The sequence below is a fragment of the Sphingomonas pituitosa NBRC 102491 genome, assembly GCF_001598435.1.
Classification (GTDB): domain Bacteria; phylum Pseudomonadota; class Alphaproteobacteria; order Sphingomonadales; family Sphingomonadaceae; genus Sphingomonas; species Sphingomonas pituitosa.
Window position 1 is genome coordinate 96357 of sequence record NZ_BCYY01000014.1, and the last position, 22235, is coordinate 118591.

At 67.4% G+C, this 22235-nt stretch carries 15 protein-coding genes; 7 read left to right on the forward strand and 8 right to left on the reverse strand.

What is annotated here, in order from left to right; translation table 11 throughout:
- Positions 1 to 7: 7 nt before the first annotated feature.
- From SPI01S_RS12690 to acnA, 3 genes are all read right to left on the reverse strand, one after another.
- Positions 8 to 1198: an NF038122 family metalloprotease gene (locus tag SPI01S_RS12690; RefSeq protein WP_066722827.1), complete on the reverse strand. Its 1191-nt coding sequence runs from the start codon at positions 1196 to 1198 to the stop codon at positions 8 to 10.
- A gap of 191 nt (positions 1199 to 1389) precedes the next feature.
- On the reverse strand, positions 1390 to 2574 hold the full coding sequence (locus SPI01S_RS12695; protein ID WP_066722830.1) for an NF038122 family metalloprotease: 1185 nt from the start codon (positions 2572 to 2574) through the stop codon (positions 1390 to 1392).
- Between the two features lie 235 nt (positions 2575 to 2809).
- Complete coding sequence (acnA, locus tag SPI01S_RS12700; RefSeq protein WP_066722833.1) at positions 2810 to 5482, reverse strand: aconitate hydratase AcnA; 2673 nt, start codon at positions 5480 to 5482, stop codon at positions 2810 to 2812.
- A gap of 930 nt (positions 5483 to 6412) precedes the next feature.
- Here acnA and SPI01S_RS12705 point away from each other — a divergent pair.
- Positions 6413 to 7177: a tryptophan 2,3-dioxygenase gene (locus SPI01S_RS12705; protein WP_066722835.1), complete on the forward strand. Its 765-nt coding sequence runs from the start codon at positions 6413 to 6415 to the stop codon at positions 7175 to 7177.
- Positions 7174 to 8298 (forward strand): aminotransferase class V-fold PLP-dependent enzyme, encoded by a 1125-nt coding sequence (locus tag SPI01S_RS12710; RefSeq protein WP_066722843.1) that lies wholly within the window; start codon positions 7174 to 7176, stop codon positions 8296 to 8298. The genes SPI01S_RS12705 and SPI01S_RS12710 overlap by 4 nt, the downstream gene beginning before the upstream one ends.
- 162 nt (positions 8299 to 8460) lie before the next feature.
- On the opposite strand, the gene SPI01S_RS12715 is transcribed toward SPI01S_RS12710, so the two are convergent.
- A complete protein-coding gene (locus SPI01S_RS12715) occupies positions 8461 to 8895 on the reverse strand; it encodes a CoA-binding protein (protein ID WP_066722845.1) in 435 nt (144 codons plus the stop codon).
- 3 nt (positions 8896 to 8898) lie between these two features.
- Positions 8899 to 9855: a P-loop NTPase gene (locus SPI01S_RS12720; RefSeq protein WP_066722847.1), complete on the reverse strand. Its 957-nt coding sequence runs from the start codon at positions 9853 to 9855 to the stop codon at positions 8899 to 8901.
- A 72-nt stretch (positions 9856 to 9927) separates the two neighbouring features.
- Between SPI01S_RS12720 and hflK the strand changes: the two genes are divergently transcribed.
- From hflK to SPI01S_RS12745, 5 genes are all read left to right on the forward strand, one after another.
- Entirely contained in the window at positions 9928 to 11004 is a 1077-nt protein-coding gene (gene hflK / locus SPI01S_RS12725) for a protease modulator HflK (protein ID WP_066722849.1), read from the forward strand.
- Positions 11001 to 11852: a protease modulator HflC gene (gene hflC / locus SPI01S_RS12730; RefSeq protein ID WP_174539102.1), complete on the forward strand. Its 852-nt coding sequence runs from the start codon at positions 11001 to 11003 to the stop codon at positions 11850 to 11852. Before hflK ends, hflC begins: the two co-directional genes overlap by 4 nt.
- A gap of 96 nt (positions 11853 to 11948) precedes the next feature.
- Entirely contained in the window at positions 11949 to 13463 is a 1515-nt protein-coding gene (locus SPI01S_RS12735; RefSeq protein WP_066722852.1) for a Do family serine endopeptidase, read from the forward strand.
- A gap of 69 nt (positions 13464 to 13532) precedes the next feature.
- Entirely contained in the window at positions 13533 to 15131 is a 1599-nt protein-coding gene (locus SPI01S_RS12740; RefSeq protein WP_066722854.1) for a helicase HerA-like domain-containing protein, read from the forward strand.
- Positions 15132 to 15287: 156 nt separating this feature from the next.
- Entirely contained in the window at positions 15288 to 17234 is a 1947-nt protein-coding gene (locus SPI01S_RS12745) for an OPT family oligopeptide transporter (RefSeq protein ID WP_066722857.1), read from the forward strand.
- Between the two features lie 53 nt (positions 17235 to 17287).
- Here SPI01S_RS12745 and SPI01S_RS12750 read toward each other — a convergent pair whose 3' ends face one another.
- The 3 genes from SPI01S_RS12750 to SPI01S_RS12760 are packed head-to-tail and all read right to left on the reverse strand — an operon-like array spanning position 17288 to position 22223.
- Positions 17288 to 18721: a mannitol dehydrogenase family protein gene (locus tag SPI01S_RS12750; RefSeq protein ID WP_066722860.1), complete on the reverse strand. Its 1434-nt coding sequence runs from the start codon at positions 18719 to 18721 to the stop codon at positions 17288 to 17290.
- Between the two features lie 32 nt (positions 18722 to 18753).
- Complete coding sequence (locus SPI01S_RS12755) at positions 18754 to 19758, reverse strand: aspartyl protease family protein (protein ID WP_066722863.1); 1005 nt, start codon at positions 19756 to 19758, stop codon at positions 18754 to 18756.
- Between the two features lie 53 nt (positions 19759 to 19811).
- The gene (locus SPI01S_RS12760; protein ID WP_066722866.1) at positions 19812 to 22223 is read right to left on the reverse strand and encodes a ligase-associated DNA damage response DEXH box helicase; all 2412 of its coding nucleotides are present in this window, start codon (positions 22221 to 22223) and stop codon (positions 19812 to 19814) included.
- Between the last annotated feature and the right edge of the window lie 12 nt (positions 22224 to 22235).

A 22235-nucleotide genomic window follows, 5' to 3' on the forward strand; every position in this document is an offset into this window, starting at 1 on the left:
CCGCCGCTCAGCGGAAGCGAACACGGCTCCGACGTCGCCGATAGCGAGTCGCGGCGCCCACCCAGCCGATCCCCGCGATCAGCATCGCCCAGGCCGCCGGTTCCGGTACCACCGCGGACAAGGCGGGCGGCCGGGATGCATGATAGGCCTGGTAAATCTGCGCGGTCGAGACCTGATACCCTGGGTTGGCCAGCACGTTGATGTTGAGGTTCCAGCCAATCGCGTCGAGCACCGCCAGATCAGCGGCGGTCACCACGTCGTTCACGCCGTCGCACGAATACGGGTTCATCGTGCCGATGAAACCGGTGCAGTTACCCACGACCTTCCAGTGTGAAGCCTCCCAGCCGTCGCCATAATATGCGCCTGTCGAGAAATACGCATTGCCGCCGAAGGGGGTCGCACCGCCGTTGATCGAGAAATAGGTAGGCGTGCCGAAGCGCCAGTCGAGCTGGCCCGGCGCCGAATAGCGGAACAAGTCGAGCCCATAGGCGACCGTCACATTGTCGATATGCTCGACCGGGCCCGTCGCGGTATCGAACGTATCCACGCCGCTGGTGAAGCCCAATGCATGGCCGATCTCGTGGATCGCGGTTCCGATGAAGTCATAGCTGCCGGCGCTGATCCCGTCGGACGGATTGAAGTCGAATGCATAGGCGCTGGAGAAGACGATCTCCGCATCGAGGCCGGTCACATTGTTCACCAGCGCCTTCAGGTTGGCACCGGTCAACGCGACGCTGCTGCCGATGATGCTGCCATTGGGTGCGATACGCGTGCCGGAGGTGGCGATTCCGTCCAGATGGGCCGGATCGTCATAGGCCGGGATCAGCACCGTCGGCGTACCCGCGCTGCTCAGCGGCTGAAAATGGCTCGTGGCCTGCGCATCGAGTGCGCTGTTTCCGGTGACCTTCAGCGCGTTCTGGTAGCTGGCGATGGTGATGCCGTCGAAATAGCGAAAACTGGTCGCTCCCAGATCGCCGGGATCCAGCGCATCGAACCCCACATTGATGTGGATCGTCGCATTGTTGGTGAGAACGGATTCCCAATAATGCGCTGCGATCCTGAAGGCGGCCTCCGCAGGTGTGCCGGTCACCCCGCCGATATCGTGCAGCACGATGTGCGTCTGCGCAGCGGCAGGCGTCGCAAACGTCAGCAGCGCCGCCGTGCAGAAAACGAAGTGCCGTGCGTGATGGGTGCCCATAGCCGTACTCCCCCTGGAGGCGAACGACCGGCGCGGACGCCGCTTCGCAGCACCCTGCTAGTCGGGCGGACCGCGGGCTGGAAAGCGAAGCTAGGTGCAAAACGGAGGCGATCGATCGGGGCGTGCCGCCGCAAGGCAAGACGGCCCCGCTTCCGAAGAAGCGAGGCCGTCCCGTTTTTCAGTGTCTGCGATCAGGCGAAACGAACCTGCCGCGAACGATTGCGATAGCGCATGGCGCCGCCGATCGCCCCGATACCGAGGATCAACATCGTCCAGCTTTCCGGCTCCGGCACCGCACCGCCGGCGGCGATCCAGGTCTTTGCCACATCGTTGGTGGAGAACTTGTAGCCGCCATTGGCCAGCACATCCACGTTCAGGTTCCAGCCGATCGCATCCATCAGCGCCAGATCGGCCGAGGTGATCTCGTCCATCTGCCCGCCGCAGGTGTAGGGGTTCATCACGCCCACATAGTTGCTGCAGGTGTTGTTCGCCTTCCAGTGCGAGGCCTGCCAGCCATCGCCATAATCCTCGCCGGTCGAGAAATAGTCCTTGCCCTGGAACACGGTCTTGCCGCCGTCGATGGAGAAGTAGGACGGCTGGTCGAACGCCCAGTTCAGCTTGCCGTCGCCGCTGTAGCGAAACAGATCAAGCGCATAGGCCCACCAGTAATTGTCGGTCTTGAAGCCCGAACCGACCGAATAGTTGAAATCATCCGCCGCGCTGAGGAAGCCCAGAGCGTGACCCATTTCATGGATGGCCACGCCGATGAAATCGGCAGTACCGGCCTTGATGCCGTTCGTCGGATCGAAGTCGAACGCGAAGTCGCTCGAGAACTGGATCGTCGCATCGACATCGGCCGCCGCCGCGCCCAGCGCCTGCGCGTTGGCGCTGCTCAGCGCCATGGTGTTGCTGATCGCCTTTCCGTCGGGAGTAAGGCGCGTGCCGGTGGCGGCGACGCCGTCGAGGGTGGCGGGCTTGGCGTAGTTCGGCACGATCGCGGACACGCTGCCGGTCGGGCTCAGCGGTGCCAGGTGCGAGAGCACCGTCCCGTCCAGCGCGCTGGTGCCCGTCGCGGCAAGGGCGCCATAGTAGCTGTCGATCCCGACATTGGTGAGCAGCGTGCTGCTGGTACCGCCCAGCACGTTGGGCCCGAGCTTCGCAAAGCCGACATCGAAGTGCAGCGTCACGTTGTTGGTGAGCACGCTTTCCCAATAGCTTGCGGCAATCTTGAAGCCCAGTTCTGCCTGCGAGCCCTTCACACCGCCGATGTCGTTGAGCACGATCTTGGTCTGTGCGGCCGCCGGGACGGCAGCTGCCGCCATCAGGCCGAACGCTGCGGCAGTCGCCAGCAGCGCCTTCATCTTCGTCGTCTTCATCCGAACCCCCATTTTGGTCGATGATACCGATCGAACCGAGTCACGGTAATCGATCGTTAACCAAGGTGATGGAGGCGACCGTGTCGGGTCAAGCAACAAATATTACATTTTTTCTATTTGTTGAAACCCTGTGCTATCAAGCCACAATATATCTTCAACTTCATGAATACTTCTGCAGGCACGAAAAAGCCGGCGCCCTCGGGGAGGACGCCGGCCATTTCATTGCGGCAATCGATCAGGCGGCGAGCTTGCGCAGCACATAGTGGAGGATGCCGCCGTTGAGGAAATATTCCAGCTCGTTGACGGTATCGATCCGGCAGCGGGTGAGGAAGGTTTCCGACGAGCCATCGGCGCGGGTGAGCTTCACTTCCACGTCCTGGCGCGGGCGGAGACCCGCGACGCCGGTGATGGTGAAGGTTTCCGAGCCGTCCAGCTTCAGCGTCTCGCGGCTCACGCCCTCGGCGAACTGCAGCGGCAGCACGCCCATGCCGACCAGGTTCGAGCGGTGGATACGCTCGAAGCTCTCGGTGATCACCGCGCGCACGCCGAGCAGGTTGGTGCCCTTCGCCGCCCAGTCGCGCGACGAGCCGGTGCCATATTCCTTGCCCGCGACGATGACGAGCGCGGTGCCGTCCGCCTTGTGGCGCATCGCGGCGTCGTAGATCGGCATCACTTCGCCGGCGTACTTGGTCATGCCGCCTTCGACGCCCGGTACCATCTCGTTCTTGATGCGGATGTTGGCGAAGGTGCCGCGGACCATGACTTCATCGTTGCCGCGGCGCGCGCCGTAGCTGTTGAAGTCCTTCTTCGACACCTGGTGCGACTGGAGGAACGCACCGGCGGGGCTGTCCGCCTTGATGCTGCCGGCGGGCGAGATGTGATCGGTGGTGATCGAATCGCCCAGGATCGCCAGCGGCTTGGCGTCGACGATGTCCTGCACCGGCGCCGGGGTCATCGACATGCCCTCGAAATAGGGCGGGTTGTGGATATAGGTCGAGCCGGTCGGCCAGGCATAGGTGTCCGACACGGTGACGCTGATGCCCTGCCAGTGGCTGTCGCCCAGATAGACGTTGCCGTAGCGCGAACGGAACATCTCGTCGTCGATGTTCGCCGCGATCAGGCCCTGGATTTCCTCGTTCGAGGGCCAGATGTCCTTGAGGAAGACCGGGCCGTCGGTGCCCTGGCCGATCGGCGTCTCGTACATGTCCTCGGTCACGGTGCCCTTCAGCGCATAGGCGACGACCAGCGGCGGCGAGGCGAGGAAGTTGGCGCGGACGTCCGGCGAGACGCGGCCCTCGAAGTTGCGGTTGCCCGACAGCACCGAGGCGGCGACGATGTCGTTGCCGTTGATCGCGGCCGAGATCGGCTCGGCGAGCGGACCCGAATTGCCGATGCAGGTGGTGCAGCCATAGCCGACCAGGTTGAAGCCGATCGCGTCGAGATCCTCGCTGAGGCCGGCCTTGTTCAGATAGTCGGTGACGACCTGCGAGCCCGGTGCCAGCGAGGTCTTCACCCACGGCTTGCGGGTGAGGCCCAGCGCACGCGCCTTGCGGGCGACGAGGCCGGCGGCGATCAGCACCGACGGGTTGGAAGTGTTGGTGCAGCTGGTGATCGCGGCGATCACGACGTCGCCGTCGCCGATGTCATGGTCGCGACCCTCGACGGCCACGCGCGCCGGCTGCTCCTTCTTGTACACCTTGGTCAGGTCGCCGTTGAACACTTCGTCGACGCTGTCGAGGCTGACGCGGTCCTGCGGGCGCTTCGGGCCGGCGAGCGACGGACGCACCGTCGACATGTCGAGCTCGAGCGTGTCGGTGAAGATCGGCTCGGGGCCGCTGACGTCGTGCCACATGCCCTGCGCCTTGGCATAGGCTTCGACCAGCGCGACGGTCTCGTCGGGGCGGCCGGTGAGGCGCATGTAATCGAGCGTCTTGTCGTCGATCGGGAAGAAGCCGCAGGTCGCGCCATATTCCGGCGCCATGTTGGCGATGGTCGCGCGATCGGCGAGCGTCATCGAATGCAGGCCGGGGCCATAGAACTCGACGAAGCGGCCGACGACGCCCTTGGCGCGCAGCATCTGGGTGACGGTGAGCACCAGATCGGTCGCGGTGATGCCTTCCGGCAGCGCGCCGGTGAGCTTGAAGCCGACGACTTCGGGGATCAGCATCGACACCGGCTGGCCGAGCATCGCGGCTTCCGCCTCGATGCCGCCCACGCCCCAGCCGAGCACGCCGAGGCCGTTGACCATCGTCGTGTGGCTGTCGGTGCCGACCAGCGTGTCCGGATAGGCGATCGTCTCGCCGTCCGGTGCCTGCGACGACCAGATCGACTGGGCGATATATTCCAGGTTCACCTGGTGGCAGATGCCGGTGCCCGGCGGGACCACCGAGAAGTTGTTGAGCGCCTTGGAGCCCCACTTGAGGAACTCATAACGCTCGGCATTGCGCTCGTACTCGAGCTTGACGTTGTCGTCGAACGCCTGCGGCGTGCCGAACTCGTCGACCATCACCGAGTGATCGATCACGAGGTGCACCGGCACCAGCGGATTGATCTTGGCCGCGTCACCGCCGAGCTTGGTGATCGCATCACGCATCGCGGCGAGATCGACCACGCAGGGCACGCCGGTGAAATCCTGCATCAGCACGCGCGCGGGGCGATACTGGATCTCGCGGCTCGGCGCCTTGGGGTTCTGCTGCCAGTCGACGATCGCCTGGGCATCTTCGGGCGTGACGGTCACGCCGTCGTCGAAGCGGAGCATGTTCTCCAGCAGCACCTTCATCGAGAAGGGCAGGCGGCTGATGTCGCCGAGCTTCGCCGCCGCCTTGGGAAGCGAGTAGAAGCTGTAGGTCTTGCCGGAGACGGTGAGCGAGTCACGCGTGCCGAGCGTATCGTTGCCGATGGCGGTCATGAGGCGCGGGGTCCTTTCCCTAAATCTGGTCCGCCGGGCGCTCGGTGGACGCAGCCCATTATAGGCCGCGCGGGCGCACCGTCGGGGGTGCTGCGAATGCGAAGATTCGCGAGGGGCCTTAGCGCGGTGCGGCGGGGAGGGAAAGGGGAGGTTGGTAGGGGGATGGGTGGTGGTAGCGGTAACGGTTCTGCGATACGTACCCAATGCCTACCTCGTCGCTGGCGAACCTTCACCTCCCATGCGTATGAAGGGTGATGATGCCGAAATATCGAACATCGTTCGACTTACTTACCCACCCCGAACGCATTCAACCTCCCTATGGGTTCTACTGCATCTTCTTCGCGGTCGGCGTGGGTTTGACGATCGCGGCAGTCGTGTCGACTCGACATCGCTGGCGAAACAGAAAGTATCTTTCGATCTTTGCGGTGATCTGGGTCGTATTTTGCAGCATCATGACGGTTGTAGATATCAGGGACGTCACATCCGTCCGAAGCGCTGTCAAAGATGGGCGAGTGTCAATCGTAGAAGGGTGCTTGGATTACTTCCGACCCGGCGAACCATGGGGCTCAAAAACAACAAGCGGCAATGAGGAATGGAGCGTCGGCGCAACAATCTTCAGCTACGGAGCAGGGGAAGCGCGCCCCGGCTACCATGTCGTCGAACCAAATGGTGGCGCTATACACCCCGACACGAGGGTGCGGGTCTTCTTCGTCACCAGTCCAGAGTACGGGCGAAAGGAAATTGTCCGGATTGACGCCGCCGATCATAGCTGCAGTCCCGCTCGAAGGGTAGAACCGTCAACGCAACCCTAAAATGGTAGCTTTGCCGGCCATCGCCTCCCGCGCCGAGAGCAACTGTGTGCGCAGTCGCGCTTTTCTGACGGTCCGCCACCCCATTGCCGTTTCCCGCCCCGGTGCTAGCGTCGCGGCCATGACCGAAGGCATGACCTATGGGCGCTATCTCGCCCTCGACCAGCTGCTCGCCGCCCAGAATCCGCTGTCGGACCGGCATGACGAACTGCTGTTCATCATCATCCACCAGACCCAGGAGCTGTGGCTCAAGCAGATCCTCGCCGAGCTGCACCTCGCCAAGGGGCTGGTCCGCGAGGGCAAGCTGATCGAGGCGTATAAGGGCCTGGCGCGGGTGAGCCGCATCCAGGCGGTGATGACGCTGAGCTGGGACGTGCTCGCGACGATGACGCCCAGCGACTATACCCGCTTCCGATCGGTGCTCGGCGGCAGCTCGGGCTTCCAGTCGGACCAGTTCCGCGCGGTCGAGACGATGCTCGGCCTGCGCGGCGGCGGAGTGCCGGGGCCGCTGACCGACGCGGCCGCCGCGCTGCCCAGCCTGTGGGACGACGCCAATGCCGCGCTCGCCGCCGCCGGGTTCGACCTGCCCGATGCCGTGCTGCACCGCGACTGGCCGACGCCCTATCAGCCGAACGACGCGGTCCGCGCCGCCTGGGGCCAGGTGTACCGCGACACCAATCGCTATTGGGACCTCTACCAGCTCGCCGAGAAGCTGGTCGACATCGACGATGCGATGGCGACGTGGCGGCACAAGCACGTCCTCACCGTCAGCCGGGTGATCGGCGGCAAGCCGGGGACCGGCGGCACGCCTGGGGTAAGCTATCTCGAATCGACGCTCGCCAAGCGCGCCTTCCCCGAACTCTGGTCGCTCCGGACCGATCTGTGAGCAGCTTCAAGCATTTGTTCCAGCGATCGCTCGCCGCCGCGCCGGACCGGCTGCACTTCGCGGCGCACAGCCATCATCTGTGGCCCGACGCGTCGTGGCTCGGCCAGCAGGCGGCGTGGGACGATGCCGCGCGGCTCGCCGACCGGAAGTGGGGCCGGGTGATGGATGACATCTGGCCCGCCGCCCAGGCGCATGTCGCCGCCGAGCTGCACCTGCCCGATCCGTCGACGGTGGTGTTCGCGTCCAATACCCACGAACTGCTGCTGCGGATCGTCTCGGCGATGGGCCCTCGCCGGCCGCTGCGCATCCTTGCCACCGACGGCGAGTTCCACAGCTTCCGCCGCCAGTCGCTGCGCTGGGAAGAAGCGGGCACGGCGGTCGTCACCCGCGTGCCGATGGCGGAGATCGTCGCGGCCGCGCAGGCCGGCGGCTTCGACCTGATCGTCGCCAGCCATGTCCAGTTCGGCACCGGCCATATCTTCGACGGCGTCGCCGACCTGGCGGCGCTCGCCCGGCCGGAGGGGCCGTGGGTGCTGATCGACGGCTATCACGGCTTCATGGCCGTAGAGACCGACCTGTCGGCGGTGGCCGACCGGGTGTTCTACGTCGCCGGCGGCTATAAATACGCGATGTCGGGCGAGGGCGTCGGCTTCCTCCACGCGCCGCCGGGCTTCGGCCCGCGGCCGGAGATCACCGGCTGGTATGCCGAGTTCGAGGACCTCGCCCTGCCGCCGGGGCAGATCGGCTATGCGCCCGACGCGCGGCGCTATCTGGGCGCGACCTTCGACCCCTCGGGGCTCTACCGCTTCGTCGCGGTGCGCGAGATGCTGGCGCGCGAGGGGCTGACCACCGCCGCGATCAACGCCCATGTCGCGCCGCTGCGGGGACAGCTGCTCGACGGCTTTCCCCTGGATGCCGAACGGATCAACCCCTCCGCGCCGGATGCGCCGCAAGCGCGGTTCTTGGCGCTACGCAGTCCGAACGCGGCGGCGTGGCAGGCGGCGCTGCTGGAAGACGAGATCGTCACCGACGTACGCGGCGACGTGCTGCGAATCGGGCTCGGCCTCTACCAGGACGGGCGCGACGTGGCACGGCTGCGCGAGGCGCTGGGTCGCCTTTAGGGCGCGGCTTGCGGAGGGGGCCCCCTCTCCCCGTCGTCATCCCGGCGAAAGCCGGGATCCATTGGGGTCTCCATCGTGGCGCTTGCTGCAACGAAGGGGCGACTGGATCCCGGCTTTCGCCGGGATGACGCAAGCCTGGAGTGCGGTCTTTTTACCCTGCTTTCAGGCGGCGGCGAGCGGCGCGAGGCCCAGGCGGCGAATCTCGATCGCCGGGCAGCGGTCCATCACCACCTTGAGCCCGGCCGCCTCGGCACGCGCTGCGGCTTCGTGGTCGATCACGTCGAGCTGCATCCACACCGACTTGGCACCGGCGGCGATCGCCGCATCGACGATCTCGCCGGCATGTTCGGACTTGCGGAAAATGTCGACCATGTCGATCGGCACGCCGATCTGGCCCAGTTCGCGAAAGACGAACTCGCCGTGGACATGCTCGCCGGTAATCTGCGGGTTGACCGGGATCACCCGATAGCCATGGCGCTGCAGCAGCAGCATCACACCGTTACTGGGACGATTCGGGCGATCGGACGCGCCGACCATCGCGATGGTGCGGGTTTCCTCGAGCAGGGTGCGGATGTCTTCGTCACGCGTAAGCGGCATGCATCACCTCTTTAGCCATTCATAGACCGAATCGGCCAATGCGCCAAATGGTCCGGTAGACTGCGTATTGTCCGCGGCCGGCGGCGTGCCGGCGTCCGAAGCGGCGCGGATTTCCATCGCCAGCGGGATGCGGCCGAGGAAGGGGATGCCCAGCGTCGCCGCCGCCGTCTCCGCCCCGCCGCTGCCGAACGGATCGGAGATGCCGCCACAAAGCGGGCAGCAATAGCCGGCCATGTTCTCGACCAGCCCGACGATCGGCACACCCGCCTTGTTGAACAGGTCGATCGCGCGGGTCGCGTCGATCAGCGCCAGGTCCTGCGGGGTGGAGACGATCACCGCGCCCGCCGGCTTGTGCTTCTGGATCATCGTCAGCTGGACGTCGCCCGTGCCCGGCGGCAGGTCGAGCACGAGCAGCTCGGTATCGCCCCAGTCGGCATCGACCATCTGGCCCAGCGCGCCGCCCGCCATCGGCCCGCGCCAGGCGATCGCCTGCCCTTCGGCGACGAGCCCGCCCATCGACAGCATCTTGAGCCCGAACGCCGTTTCGATCGGCAGCAATACTTTGTCACGCGCCTGCGGCTTCACGCCCTCGACCCCCAGCAACTTGGGCTGCGAGGGGCCGTAGATGTCGGCATCGACCAGCCCGACCTTGAGCCCACGCTTGGCCAGACCGATCGCGAGATTGGCGGCGACGGTCGATTTGCCGACCCCGCCCTTGCCGCTCGCCACCGCAAGAATCCGGCGGGTGCGGCGCTCGCTGGTGAGGAGAACGCGTACTTCCGCCACGCCGGGCAGCGCGGCGGCGGCGCTGCGCACTTCGGCTTCCAGCGCGTCGCGGGTTTCCGGCGCGAGGCCGGTCACATCGAGCACCACATTGGCGCGGCCGGCTTCGAGGCGAACGGTGGCACGCCCGGCGGAAACGGGGGCGAGGGCGGCGGAGAGGTCCTGCGGTTCAGTCATGCCGCAGCGACATAGGTACACAATCGTCCGACGCCACTGTAAATCCGCGTCGCCCTGCTTATAAAGGTTGGCATGGTGAATAGTTCTGGCCGTGACGCGCAGTCCGGCACCTTCCACAACGAGGCGCCGAAAAGCCCCTGGGGCGGCGGCTCGGATAAGGATGACGGCAATGGCGGGGGCCCGCGCAACCCGTGGTCCGTTCCGCCCGAGGGTCGTCGCGGCAAGCCCGGCTCGCCCAGCGCGCTCGACGAGCTTTGGCGCCGGGCACGGAGCGGCGGCGGCGGGCTGCCCGGCGTCCCCACCGGCGCGCGGCTGTGGCTGCTGATCCTTGCCGGCCTGCTGGCGGTGTGGGTGCTCTACACCTCGATCCACCCGATCGGCCCGCGCGAGAAGGGCGTCGTCACCTTCCTCGGGCGCTATTCGGGCACGCTCGATCCGGGCATCCAGTTCACCCTGCCCGCGCCGTTCCAGCTGGTCGACGTGGTCGATGTCGGCAATATCCGTACCGAGAATTTCCCGAACAGCGGCGAGAATCTGATGCTGACCGGCGGCCAGAACGTCGTCGACCTCGCCTATTCGGTGCGCTGGGACGTGCGCAGCGCTCCGCTCTACGTGTTCCAGATCGCCGATCCGCGCGAGACGGTGCGCGCCACCGCGGAAAGCGCGATGCGCGCGGTGATCGCCAACACCACGCTCAACGAGGCGATCGGCGAAGGCCGTTCGCAGATCGAGGCGCAGGCGCAGGTCATGATGCAGAAGATCCTCGACGAATATCAGTCGGGCATTCGCATCCAGGGCGTGGCGGTGCAGAAGGCGACCGCGCCGAGCCAGGTCGACGAGGCGTTCAAGGCGGTGACCGCGGCGACGCAGGAATCCGAATCGAACCGCAACAACGCCAATGCCTATGCGCAGAGCGTGATCGCCGCCGCACAGGGTGAGGCGGCCGAGTTCAACAAGATCTACGAACAGTACAAGCTCGCGCCCGACGTCACCAAGCGCCGGCTCTATTACGAGACCATGGAAGCGGTGCTGGCCAACAGCAACAAGACGATCATCGAGGCACCGGGCGTGAACAGCTATCTGCCGCTGCCCCAGCTTCGTGGTGGCGCCGCCCCGGCGGACGCCGACAGGAAGGAAGGCGCCAAGTGACGCAGTGGCTTCGCAATCCGATCGCGCTCGTCGTCGCGGTGATCGTCGTGCTCATCGTGCTGATGAGCACCGTGGCGATCGTGCCCGAGACCAAGCAGGTCGTCGTGCTGCGGCTGGAAAAGCCGTACCGCACCGTCAACGCCTTCCAGACCGGCGAGAATTTCGGCCGCACCGGCGCCGGCCCGGTCTTCCGCATTCCGTTCATGGATCGGCTGGTCTGGGTCGACAAGCGCGTGCTCGACGTCGATCTGCCCGACGAGCCCGTACTGTCGACCGACCAGCTGCGGCTCGAGATCGACGCCTATGCCCGCTATCGCATCACCGATCCGCTGCGGATGGTGGTGACCGTCGGCACCGAGGAGCGGCTGCGCGACCAGCTCCAGCCGCTGCTGCGTTCGTCGCTGCGCAACGAGCTGGGCCGCCGCCGCTCGGAAACGCTGCTCAGCCCGGAGCGCGGCCAGGTGATGGATAACATCCAGGCATCGCTGCAGAAGCTCGCCAGCCAATATGGCGTCGAGATCGTCGACGTGCGGATCAAGCAGACCGAGTTGCCCTCGGGTTCGCCGCTCAACAGCGCGCTGACCCGCATGGCCACCTCGCGGAGCCAGGAAGCCGAGACGATCAAGGCGCAGGGCCTGCGCGACGCGCAGATCATCCGCGCCAACGCCCAGGCGCAGGCGGCGCAGATCTATGCGGCGGCGTTCAACCAGGATCCGAAATTCTACGATTTCTGGCGCGCGATGCAGTCCTATCGCCGGACGTTCCTGGCGCCGGACCGCAAGGGCGATACCCAGATCATCCTGTCGCCGAACAACGCCTATTTGAAGGAGTTCACCGGGCAACGATGAGTCTGTCCGGCCGTTCATATTCAAATCAGGTTCAGCCGCGCTGGGTAGAAGCGCGGGTTGAGACGAATACCATTCCTTTCGAGAGGAAATGACCCCGTGCGTTACGCATACGCCTTGACTACCGCGATCCTGCTCGGCGGCGCCGCCACCGCGCTCTCGCTCAACCAGCCGGCCGGCGCGCAGACCGCGCAGAACGAGCCGGGCACCATCCAGGCGGTGGCCCCCAAGGCCGGCGCGCCGATGAGCTTCGCCGATCTGGTCGCCCGCCTTCAGCCGGCGGTCGTCAATATTTCGACGACGCAGCGCGTGAAGGTGAACGCCAATCCGTTCGCCGGCACGCCGCTCGAGATGTTCGGCCAGGGCCAGGGCCAGCCGGTGACGCGCGAGGCGCAGTCGCTGGGTTCGGGCTTCGTCATCTCGGCCGACGGCTATGTCGTCACCAACAACCATGTGATCTCGGCAGGGGCCCAGGGCGCGGTGGTCGAATCGATCACCGTCACGCTGTCCGACGGCCGCGACTTCAAGGCCAAGCTGATCGGCCATGACGCGCAGTCGGACCTGGCGGTGCTCAAGATCGACGGCGCCGCGCTGCCGTTCGTCAAGTTCGGCGATTCGGGCCGCGCCCGTGTCGGCGACTGGATCCTCGCGATCGGCAACCCGTTCGGCCTGGGCGGCACCGTCACCGCCGGCATCATCTCGGCGACGCACCGCGTCACCGGCACCGGCGCCTATGACCGCTTCATCCAGACCGATGCCTCGATCAATCGCGGCAATTCGGGCGGCCCGATGTTCGACCTGAACGGCAACGTGATCGGCATCAACTCGCAGATCCTGTCGCCCACCGGCGGCAATGTCGGCATCGGCTTCGCGATCCCGGCCGAGGAAGCCAAGCCGATCATCGACAAGCTGATGAAGGGCCAGTCGATCACGCGCGGCTATCTCGGCATCGCGATGCAGGACCTGACCAAGGACCTTGCGGCCGGCTTCGGCCTGCCCTCGGATCGCGGCACCCTCGTCGCGCGGGTCGAGCCCGGCCAGCCGGCCGAGAAGGCCGGGATCAAGCAGGGCGACGTCATCGTCAAGGTCAACGGCAAGGACGTGACGCCCGAACAGACGCTTTCCTATATCGTCGCCAACGTCACACCCGGTACCCGCATTCCGGTCGAGCTGATCCGCGACGGCAAGCGCCAGACGGTCAACGTCACGGTCGTCGCGCGTCCGCCGGAAGAGCAGCTCACCGGTTTCGACCCGAGCGACCAGGATGGCGGACCGGGCGACGATGGCGACGACGGCGCCGCCGCAACGGCGCCCACCGCGCTGCTCGGCGTCGGCGTCACCCCGCTGACCCCGCAGATCGCCCGCTCGATCGGCGTCGATCCGTCGATCGGCGGCCTGGTGATCACCGGCGTCAACCCGAGCAGCGACGCCGCCGGCAAGGGCCTGATGCGCGGCGACGTGATCGTCTCGGTGAACCAGCAGCCGGTGCGCACCGGCGCCGACCTGACCAAGGCCCTCGCCGCCGCCAAGGCAGCAGGCCGCAAGCAGGTGGTGCTCTTCATCCAGCGCAAGAACGCGGGCAATTACATTCCCGTCGGCATCGCCGGCAACTGATCGCCGCCAAAACCGGCTGACCAAGGCCCGTTTCTTCCCTATGCCTGCGCTTCCACAGAGGAGCAGGAAATGGCGGAAGAAGCGGGCCTTTTCGTTGGAGCAGCCGGCAGCGCGCGGATCGAATTGAACCTGCGGCGCGCCAATCGCCACGGTCTGATCGCCGGCGCGACCGGCACCGGCAAGACCGTCACGTTACAGGGCCTGGCCGAGGGATTCTCGGCCGCTGGCGTGCCGGTGTTCGTGGCCGACGTGAAGGGCGATCTCGGCGGGCTGGGCATGGCCGGATCGCCGCTCGCCAAGCCGCACGCGACGTTCGCGGCGCGCGCGCAGGCGATCGGCGCTGGCGACTGGAAGTACCAGGCAATGCCGGTGCAGCTCTGGGACCTGTTCGGCGAACAGGGCCATCCGATCCGCGCCACCGTCTCCGAAATGGGGCCGCTGCTCCTCGCCCGGCTGATGGACCTCAACGAGGTGCAGGAGGGCGTGCTGACCATCGCCTTCCACGTCGCCGATGCCGAGGGGCTGCTGTTGCTCGACCTCGACGACCTCCAGGCGATGCTGGCGCACTGCGCCGAGCGGGCCGAGGAGCTGTCGACGACCTACGGCAACGTCTCAAAGCAAAGCGTCGGCGCGATCCAGCGCCAGCTGCTCCAGCTGCGCACCCAGGGCGCCACGCATTTCTTCGGTGAGCCGGCGCTCAGCATCCAGGATTTTCTCGCGCACGACGACAGCGGCCGCGGCGTGATCAACATCCTCGCTGCCGACAAGCTGATGGCGAGCCCGCGCCTCTATGCCAGCTTCCTGCTGTGGCTGCTGTCCGAACTGTTCGAGACGCTTCCCGAAATCGGCGATCCCGACAAGCCAAGTCTCGTCTTCTTCTTCGACGAGGCACATCTGCTGTTCGACGACGCGCCCAAGGCGCTGCTGGAGAAGATCGAGCAGGTCGTGCGGCTGATCCGATCGAAGGGCGTCGGCGTCTATTTCGTCACGCAGAACCCGATCGACATTCCCGAGGATGTCGCCGCCCAGCTCGGCAACCGCATCCAGCACGCGCTGCGCGCCTTCACCCCGCGCGACCAGAAGGCGATCCGCGCCGCCGCCGAGGCGTTCCGGGCGAGCCCCGGCCTCGACGTCGCGACCGCGATCACCGAGCTGGCGGTGGGCGAGGCACTGGTGTCGCTGCTCCAGGCGGACGGTTCGCCGGCGCCGGTGTCGCGCACGCTGATCCGGCCACCCGCTTCGCGTGTCGGGCCCCTGGCGGCCGACGAGCGCAAGATACTGGTCGAAACCGACGCGGTAGGCGCCAGCTACGACACCGCGATCGACCGCGACTCCGCCGAGGAACTGCTCGCCGCCAAGCGCGCAGAGGCCAGCGCCGCCGCTGCCGAGGCGCAAGCCCGCGACGCCGCCGAAAAGGCCGCCGCCGCGCAGGCCAAGGAAGACGCCCGCCGCGCCAAGGAGGCAGAGCGCGCACGCATCGCCGCCGAGCGCGAGGCGGCGAACAACCCGCTCAACCGCGCGATCCGCTCCGCCACGCGCTCGGCATCGTCGGCCGCGGGCCGTGCGGTGGCAAACGAAGTCAGCAAGGCGGTGTTCGGCAGCAAGGGCGGCGGCGGCATGCTCGGCCAGGTGGTGCGCGGCGTGCTGGGCGGGCTGTTCCGCGGCTGATCGCCCGGAAAAGCCTGTCCTTTCACGCCCGCCGGTGCCACGGTGCCGGCCATGCGATGGCGAGGGCGCCCATGCTGATCCGACACGATCACCGCGCGCTGCGGTGGCGCGGTATCGCACGCCCCGTCCCCTTCCCAACTCCGGAGCTCCTAGCGCATGGCCACTGCCCCCGCCCGCGCGCCGCTTGAACTCACGCTGCGCGGCGTGCTGCTCGGCGGCGCGATCACGTTGCTGTTCACGGCCGCCAACGTCTATCTCGGCCTGAAGATCGGCCTTACCTTCGCCACCTCGATCCCGGCCGCGGTGATCTCGATGGCGATCCTGCGCTTCTTCCCCGGCTCGACCATCCTCGAGAACAATATCGTGCAGACCGTCGCCAGCGCGGCGGGGACGCTGGCGGCGATCATCTTCGTGCTGCCGGGCCTGGTGATGATCGGCTGGTGGAACGGCTTTCCCTATGTCGAAACCGCTGCGATCACGATGTTCGGCGGCATCCTCGGCGTGATGTTCTCGGTGCCGTTGCGGCGCGCGCTCGTCGTCGATTCGCCCGATCTGCCCTATCCCGAGGGCCGCGCCGCCGCCGAGGTGCTGCAGGTCGGCGCCGGCAGCCGTGAAGGCGCCGAGGAAAGCGCGCGCGGGCTGAAGGTGATCGTCGTCAACGCGCTCGCCTCGGCCGGCTTCGCGCTGGTCACAAGGATGAAGCTGGCGGCCGAGGAAGGCGCGGTGTTCTTCAAGGCGGGCGCAGGCTCCACCGGCATCATCGGCGGCTTGCAGTTCGCACTGATCGGCGCGGGCCACCTGATCGGCCTCACCGTCGGCATCGCCATCCTCGTCGGCGTGGCGATCGGCTGGTGGATCGCACTGCCGATCCTGAGCGCGGGGCTCCCCGGCGCGGCGGAGGCGGTGGCCAACACCGTGTTCCGCAGCGACGTGCGCTTCCTCGGCGCCGGCACGATCGGCATGGCGGCGATCTGGACGCTGCTCAAGATCATCGGGCCGGTGGTGGGCGGCATCCGCTCGTCGCTCGCCGCTTCCGCCGCCGCGCGCAGCGGCGCGGAGGTGCCAGTGGGCGAGCGCGACCTGCCGATCGGGATCGTCGCGGCGGTGACGCTGTTCATGCTGCTGCCGATCGGCTGGCTGCTGTGGGGCGTGCTCGCGGCCGGGCCGCTCTCCGCCTCGGCGGGGCTGCTGGTGGCGGGCTCGCTGGTGTTCGTGCTGGTCGTCGGCCTCGTGATCGCTTCGGTGTGCGGATACATGGCGGGCCTGATCGGCGCGTCGAACAGCCCGGTCTCCGGCATCGGCATTCTTTCGGTCGTCGCCGCGTCGCTGATGCTGGTCGGCATGTTCGGGCGCGACCTCGATCCCGGCACCACCCAGGCGCTGATCGCCTATGCGCTGATCGTCACCGGCATCGTGTTCGGCGTGGCGACCATCTCCAACGACAATCTCCAGGACCTCAAGACCGGCCAGCTGGTCGGCGCGACGCCGTGGAAGCAGCAGGTGGCGCTGATCTTCGGCGTGATCTTCGGCAGCCTCGTCATCCCGCCGGTGCTGAGCGTGCTCAACGCCTCGTTCGGCTTTGCCGGGGTGGCGGGGGCGAGCGCCGACGCGCTGCCCGCCCCGCAGGCGGCGCTGATCTCGTCGCTCGCCAAGGGCGTGCTGGGCGGCGATCTGCGCTGGGACCTGATCGGCATCGGCGCATTGATCGGCGCAGGCGTGATCCTCGTCGACGAGCTGCTCGCGCGCACCACCAGGCTGCGGCTGCCGCCGCTGGCGGTGGGCCTCGGCATCTATCTGCCGATGGGCGTGACGCTGACCGTGGTGGTCGGCGCGGTGATCGGCTGGTTCTACGACCGCGCCGCCGAGCGCGCCCGCGACCCCGAATTCGTCAAGCGGATGGGCGTGCTGATGGCCACCGGCATGATCGTCGGCGACAGCCTGTTCGGGGTGCTCTACGCGGGCATCGTCTATGAGACGGGAAGCGAATCCCCGCTCGCGCTGATGGGCGCGGGCTTTGCGCCGGTGGCACTGGCGGGCGGCACGCTGCTGTTCCTCGCGCTTACCGCCGGGCTGTATCTCTACACCCGGCGGCAGGCGCGGTAGCCCGACCTATTTCTCCCCTCCCGCCTGCGGGAGGGGGATTTAGAAGAAGCGGATCAGCCCGCCAGCAGATCGCCCAGCTTGCCGGCCTGGATCGCGGCGTACGCCGAGCCCACCGCCGCGCGATACCGCGCATCCTCAGCCACGCGGGCGGGGAACACCTGCCGCAGCGCCAGCACCGCCTCGACCGGCGCCGCATCGGTCGCGGCCGCCGCCAGCACGTCCGCCAGCGGATCGGTGATCGTCTCGCCCGCCTTCGCCTTGGCGCCAAGAAACGCGATCCACGCCGCTACCGGCACCGCCAGCCGCTCGACCGGGCGCCCGGCATCGAGCGCGGCCGCCGTGGTATCCAGCAGGCGGTAGGGCAGCTTCTGCGAGCCGTCCCAGGCGATCTGCGACAGCAAATGCCGGATCGCCGGATTGCGGAACCGGTCGAGCACCGCATCGACATAGCCGGGCACGTCCAGCCCATCGACCGGTCCCAGCGACGCCGCGATGTCCTGATGCGCCAGCCGCGTCACGAAACCGCCGAGCGCGGCATCGGACATCGCCTCGAACACGGTCTCGTGCCCCAGCACCAGCCCGATATAGGCGAGGCTGGAATGGCTGCCGTTGAGGATGCGCAGCTTGGCCTGCTCATAGCCGCGTACGTCATTGGTCAGCGTCACGCCCGCCGCAGCGAGATCGGGGCCGTCGGCCATGTCGAAGCGCTGCAGCACCCACTGCGTGAACGATTCGCGCTGCACCGCGCCCTTGTCCTCGACGCCGAGCTCGCCTGCCACCTTGGCGAGGAACGCCGCGTCGCTCGCCGGCGTGATCGAATCGACCATCGAGTCGGGGAAGGCGACTTCGGTCGCGATCCAGTCGGCCAGGCCAGCATCCCATGCGCGCGCCAGCGCGACGCAGGCGGCGCGGAGCTTGCCGCCATTGCCGGTCATGTTGTCGCAGCAGAGCATCGCGAAAGGCGGCACGCCCGCCGCGCGGCGATCGGCGAGGCCGGCGACGATCCAGCCGATCACGCTCGCCGGCTCGGCCGGGCGGGCAAGGTCGTGGACGATGTCCGGATGGGCCATGTCGAGCGTGCCGTCGCCGCCCAGGCAATAGCCCTTCTCGGTCACCGTGCTGGTGGCGATCCGCACCTCGGGGCTGGCGAGCAGCGCGCGCAGGCGTGCGCCCTCGCCGGGGCCGATCGCGTCGGAATGCGCGGCGATGATCCGGGTGGAAGGCGCGCGATCGATCACCGCCAGCGTATACAGTCCGTCCTGCGCCTTCAGCGCATCGGTGGTGGTGCCGCTGCGCAGCGATACCGCGGCGATGCCCCAGCGCGGATCGCCGTCGAGCACCCTGTCGATGAACGCCGCCTGGTGGGCGCGGTGGAACGCGCCGGGGCCGAAATGGACGATGCCGGTGCGGATCGCGGCCGGGTCATGGCCGGGGCGGAGGATGCCGGCAGGAAGGCCGGCGAGCGTCGCGCGCGAAAGCGTGGTCATATGGTCAGGCCAATCAGACCCGGCCGGTAAAGTCAATCGCGCGCGGGGTTGCGCATGCCGGGCGGGAGCAACGGCGACGCGAAATCGGGCCGCTTCTCCCGTGTGCCGCGGGGAAGGAAGAACCGCACCTGCCGGTTGGGGAAATCGATCTCCACCCGCCGGAAGCTCCGCATCGCGTCCATGCCCAGCATGATCGCGGGCCGCTTGGTGAGGCCGAAACGCTTGAACGGCTCGGCTTCGGCGAAGGCGACCGGCAGCGTATCGAACGCGACATTGCTCACGCGCATCGAAGGGACATGGCCATATTGCGCCTGGGTCTTGCCGCCGTCGACGCTGGTCAGCTCGATCGTCTGCAGCACGCCGACATTGCGGCCCACCTTCCGGCGCAGCGCCTCGTTGCCCATCGTCACCTGCGAACCGGTGTCGAGCACCACCTGCACGCGGGTGTTGGCGTAATAGGCGTCGGTCACGATCAGCTGGCCGAACTGGTCCTTGGCGGAAACGATGATCTCGTCGGGGTCGTGCTTCTCGCTCCGCTTGCGCTTCACGCTGGGCCGCACCGCCATCGTGCCGGTGTCGAAGTCGATGGTCACCTGGTGATCGCGCAGCGTATCGATGCCGAGCAGCCCGGCGGCACCGATATTCGCCGCCTCGAAGGCAGGCGCGACGATCACGTGCGGCGTACCGATCGATTCGATCCGGAGATCGGGAACGATCACGGTCGCGACCAGGCTACGGCCGGTCATCGAGGTGACGTGCACCGCACCGCCTGCGGCCAGCCCCAGCCTTCCGGCAAGCTCCCGCGAAACCACGGTCCGCTCGGCGCCGGTATCGATGATGAAGTTGTAGGGGCCTTGCTGGGTGATCGCGACGGGCACCGTGAGCCGCGCATTTGTCTCGCCCAGCGCGAGCTGGATCGCATCGGGCTGCGCTGCCGCAGGCGCCGTTTCGGGATCGGTCCGCACGCCGAGGGGGCTGCTCGCCACCAGGCCGAGCGGTACGCCCCAGAAGAGCAAAGAGGACGAGACTCCGAACATCGCCGGAAGCTACGCCTTCCCATGTTGCGCAGCAATCCCGCAAAAGAACGGGGTCAGTCGAGTCGCATCGCCTCGGCAGCAATCGCCTCCGCCTCTTCGAGCAGTGCATCTTCGGTGGTGCCCTGCGCCACCGATTCGCGACCGATCATGATCAGTACCGGAACTGCCAGGGGGCTTACCCGCTCCAGGTCGATGTGCAGCATCCGCGCGCCCGCTTCGTCGAGCAGCCGGGCGAGTCGGCCCACATCGGTCATCTTGGCGCGCGCGTCTTCCCAGGCGGCGCGGAGCAGCAGGTGGTCGGGCTCGTACTTGCGCAGCACGTCGTAGATCAGGTCGGTCGAGAAGGTCACCTGCCGCCCGGTTTTCCGCTTTCCGGGGTGCTGGCGCTCGACCAGCCCGCCGATGATCGCGACTTCGCGGAAGGCGCGCTTGAGCAGCGCCGAGCTCTGCACCCAGTCGACGAACTCGTTCTCGAGGATGTCCGGCGAGAAGAGCGGGCGCGGATCGGTGATCTTCTCCAGCCCGTAGACGGCGAGCGCATAGTCGTTGGCGACAAAGCCCAGCGGCTTCAGCCCCAGCGCCTCCATCCGCCTTGTGACCAGCATGCCGAGCGACTGGTGCGCGTTCCAGCCTTCGAAGCTGTAGATGACGAGGTGGTGCCGGCCCTCATGCGGGAAGGTCTCGACCAGCAGCTGCCCCGGCGCCGGCAGCGTCGAGCGGCGGTCCTGCGTCTCGAGCCATTCGCGCACGTCCGCCGGGAAGCGCGCCCACTGGCTGCGATCGAACAGGAAGGTGCGCACCCGATCCGCGAGGTTGGCGGTGATCGCGAGGCGCGCACCCATATAGCTCGGCACCCGCGCCTGCTTGGCGGTGGCGCGGACGATCAGGTCGGTCGCCTCGACGCGCTCCACCTCCAGCGCGAGCCCGCCGAAGAAGAAGGTGTCGCCCGGCGAGAGCGAGGCGGCGAACCCCTCCTCCACCTTGCCCAGCCGCCGGCCGTTCTTGAAGCGCACCTCGAGCATCGGCGATTCGACGATGATGCCGGCATTCAGCCGATGCTGCGCAATGAAACTGGGCTGGGTGATCCGCCAGACGCCGTCCTTGCCCTGGGTCAGCCGCTTGAACTTGTCATAGGCGCGCAGCGAATAGCCGCCATCGGCGATGAAGTTCAGGACGCGATCGAACACCTCCGCGGTCAACGCCGAATAGGGCAATGCTGCGCGCACTTCCTGCAGCATGTCCTCCGCCTGGAAGGGGGCGGCGCAGGCGCAGCCCATCACATGCTGGGCCAGCACGTCGAGCGCGCCGGGGCGGAACACGTCGGGATCGAGCTCGCCCGCCTCGACGGCATCGAGCGCCGCGCGCGCCTCGAGATATTCGAAGCGGTTGCCGGGGATCAGCACCGCCTCGCTCGCCTCGTCGAGCCGGTGGTTGGCACGGCCGATCCGCTGGAGCAGGCGGGAGGAGCCCTTGGGCGCACCCATCTGGATCACGCAATCGACATCGCCCCAGTCGACGCCGAGATCGAGGCTGGCGGTGGCGACCAGCGCGCGCAGCCGCCCGTCGGCCATCGCCTGCTCGGCCTTTTGCCGCGCCTCCAGGCTGAGGCTGCCATGATGGACGCCGATCGGCAGCTTGAGGTCGTTGACCTTCCACAGCTGCTGGAAGACGAGTTCGGCGAGCCCGCGCGTGTTGCAGAAGACGATCGTCGTCCGGTGCGTCTCGATCTCCGCCATCACCTGCGGGATGGCATAGATGCCCGAATGCCCGGCCCAGGGCACGCGCCCCTCGGGCAACAGGATGGCGATATTCGGCTCCGCGCCCTTTTCGCCCTGCACCAGCGTCACCGAATCGATGTCCCCATAGGGCGCGAGCCAGGCGCGATAGCCGTCGGGATCGGCGACGGTGGCGGAGAGCCCCACCCGGCGGAACTCCGGCGCCAGCCGCTCCAGCCGGGCGAGCGCCAGCGCCAGCAGGTCGCCGCGCTTGCCGGTGGCGAAGGCGTGGATCTCGTCGATCACCACGGTCTTCAGCCCGGCGAACATCGTCAGGCTGTCCTCATAGGAGAGCAGCAGGCTGAGCGATTCGGGCGTGGTCATCAGCACCTGCGGCGGGCGGGCGCGCTGGCGAACCTTCTTCTCGTGCGGCGTGTCGCCGGTGCGCGTCTCGACGCGGATCGGCAGCCCCATCTCCTCGATCGGCGTCAGCAGGTTGCGCTGCACGTCGACCGCCAGCGCCTTCAAGGGCGAGATGTAAAGCGTGTGCAACCCCTCGGCCGGCGCCTCGATCAGCTCGGCCAGCGTCGGCAGGAAGCCCGACAGCGTCTTGCCCGCCCCCGTGGGCGCGACGAGCAGCGCATGCCGCCCCGCCCGCGCCGCCGCGAGCATGTCCCACTGGTGCCGTCGCGGCGCCCAGCCGCGCGCGGTGAACCAGTCGGCCAGGGGAGCGGGAAGATCGGCAGGCACGATCCCTATGTA

Excerpts from the sequence above, each read along its gene's own strand:
- SPI01S_RS12755 (WP_066722863.1), bottom strand. The coding sequence starts at position 19,758 with ATGTTCGGAGTCTCGTCCTCTTTGCTCTTCTGGGGCGTACCGCTCGGC.
- SPI01S_RS12745 (WP_066722857.1), top strand. The coding sequence starts at position 15,288 with ATGGCCACTGCCCCCGCCCGCGCGCCGCTTGAACTCACGCTGCGCGGC.
- SPI01S_RS12720 (WP_066722847.1), bottom strand. The coding sequence starts at position 9,855 with ATGACTGAACCGCAGGACCTCTCCGCCGCCCTCGCCCCCGTTTCCGCC.
- SPI01S_RS12715 (WP_066722845.1), bottom strand. The coding sequence starts at position 8,895 with ATGCCGCTTACGCGTGACGAAGACATCCGCACCCTGCTCGAGGAAACC.
- SPI01S_RS12705 (WP_066722835.1), top strand. The coding sequence starts at position 6,413 with ATGACCGAAGGCATGACCTATGGGCGCTATCTCGCCCTCGACCAGCTG.
- hflK (WP_066722849.1), top strand. The coding sequence starts at position 9,928 with ATGGTGAATAGTTCTGGCCGTGACGCGCAGTCCGGCACCTTCCACAAC.
- acnA (WP_066722833.1), bottom strand. The coding sequence starts at position 5,482 with ATGACCGCCATCGGCAACGATACGCTCGGCACGCGTGACTCGCTCACC.
- SPI01S_RS12740 (WP_066722854.1), top strand. The coding sequence starts at position 13,533 with ATGGCGGAAGAAGCGGGCCTTTTCGTTGGAGCAGCCGGCAGCGCGCGG.
- SPI01S_RS12690 (WP_066722827.1), bottom strand. The coding sequence starts at position 1,198 with ATGGGCACCCATCACGCACGGCACTTCGTTTTCTGCACGGCGGCGCTG.
- SPI01S_RS12750 (WP_066722860.1), bottom strand. The coding sequence starts at position 18,721 with ATGACCACGCTTTCGCGCGCGACGCTCGCCGGCCTTCCTGCCGGCATC.
- SPI01S_RS12695 (WP_066722830.1), bottom strand. The coding sequence starts at position 2,574 with ATGAAGACGACGAAGATGAAGGCGCTGCTGGCGACTGCCGCAGCGTTC.